Origin of the sequence: Sediminibacillus massiliensis (genome assembly GCF_900156915.1) — a bacterium.
GTDB classification, from domain to species: Bacteria; Bacillota; Bacilli; order Bacillales; family Amphibacillaceae; genus Sediminibacillus_A; species Sediminibacillus_A massiliensis.
Map to the genome: position 1 here is coordinate 3,608,359 of NZ_LT732535.1, position 1,803 is coordinate 3,610,161.

Below are 1,803 nucleotides of genomic sequence, written 5' to 3' on the forward strand. Positions count from 1 at the left end.
TCTAAAATAGCAGACCCATTATCCCAGGATATTTACAGATACGCATCACAAGGAAACACAATTGGTTGGGTATTCCTTGGTTATCCAAGCAATGCCTGGGGAGACATCCTTGGAGCAAACATGCAGCAATACTTGAGTGATGAAATGACTTGGGAGGAAGTAGAAGCAAAATCAACGGAGAAGTGGGAAGAAGCAAGAAAATAATCTTTCAATTAAATAGAGCTAACAAAACAGCGTTTTTACAGTTTTGTTAGCTTCTTCTTTTAAAAGTAATAGACTATCCAAGTTTGGAGGGATTCTTTATGACAAATCGGAATTATTCGTTTTGGTTGTTCCTAACCCCAGTACTCTTAGGGCTTAGTTTGGTCGTGGTCATTCCGTTTGTGTACGGACTCGTCTACTCGTTCACCAACTGGAATGGATTAACAGCTACAGAGTTTTTAGGGTTCAAAAATTACATTGATTTGTTTAAGGACGAAGAATTTCGGGCGGCGATGTGGTTTACGATTCAGTTTTCAGTTGTTGCCGTGATTTTGCTCAACTTTATGGGCTTGGGACTTGCGCTGCTCGTCACCAGAAAGCTTAAATCCAGTAACTTCTTGAGAACGATTTTCTTTATGCCGAACTTGATCGGCGGTTTGATATTAGGTTTCATCTGGCAGTTCATTTTCATCAGTGTTTTCGATGACATCGGAACAGCCCTCGGCATCGAGGCGTTGAGCGGCTGGTTGTCCACGAAGAACACCGGGTTCTGGGGACTTGTGATTCTAACATGCTGGCAAATGGCCGGTTATATCATGATCATTTACATTGCATACTTGCAGAACATCCCAAAAGAACTGATTGAAGCAGCGGAAATCGATGGAGCGAACAGCTGGCAGCGCCTGCGCCATATTACGTTCCCGCTAGTCGCACCTGCGTTCACGATCAGTATGTTCTTGACGTTGTCTACGTCTTTTAAGATTTATGACCAGAACCTGTCGCTGACAAATGGTGGTCCGTTTAACTCGACCCAGATGGTGGCGATGGAAATCGTCAAAACGGCGTTCAACGAAAACAACATGGCATATGCACAGGCGAAAGGGATCATTTTCTTCGTGATTGTGGCGGCAATCGCCATTACGCAAGTGTATTACAATAAAAAACGGGAGGTCGAAATGTAATGAAAAGCACCGAACTGAGCGGCGGCCGGATTGCAGCCCAAAGCAAATCGAAAGGCTTGAAGCTGGACAAAACAAAACGCAACTTGATCATTATTGAAATCGTCGGCCTGTTGATCGCCTTGTTGTGGCTGTCCCCGTTTTATTTAATGCTTGTCAATGCTTTCAAAACGAAACGCGAGATCTTTGAAGGGGTACTCGGGCTTCCGACAGCCTTGACGTCAGAGAACTTCGTCAATGCGTTCATTGATTTGAACTTTATGTCGTCCCTGTTCAACTCGCTGTTGGTCACAGGTGCCAGTGTGGCTGTTATCATCCTTTGTTCCTCCATGGCGGGGTATGCTTTGGCGAGGAACAAGAGTAAGTTGAGCGGTGCCCTGCTGCTTGTATTCGTTTCCGCGATGTTGATTCCGTTTCAATCGGTGATGATTCCCTTGGTCTCCTTGTTCGGGCAGGTGGAAATGCTGAACCGTGCCGGCCTGATCTTCATGTATCTTGGTTTCGGATGCAGTTTGTCGATCTTCCTTTATCACGGGGCAATGACAGGTATCTCCAAAAGTTTGGATGAAGCAGCGATCATTGACGGAGCGAACAAATTCCAGACGTTCTGGTACATTATTTTTCCGTTATTGAAACCCATTTC

Annotated in this window: 2 protein-coding genes and 1 pseudogene; all 3 read left to right on the plus strand. The window is 45.0% G+C overall.

Features of this window, described 5'->3' with window-relative positions:
- Positions 1-204: pseudogene (locus tag CZ434_RS22315) on the plus strand (ABC transporter substrate-binding protein); the annotation flags it as partial.
- 98 nt (positions 205-302) lie between these two features.
- Complete coding sequence (locus CZ434_RS18675) at positions 303-1,163, plus strand: carbohydrate ABC transporter permease (protein ID WP_077624509.1); 861 nt, start codon at positions 303-305, stop codon at positions 1,161-1,163.
- Positions 1,164-1,225: 62 nt separating this feature from the next.
- The coding region (locus CZ434_RS18680) for a carbohydrate ABC transporter permease (RefSeq protein WP_425442102.1) at positions 1,226-1,803 on the plus strand (578 nt) is incomplete at its 3' end.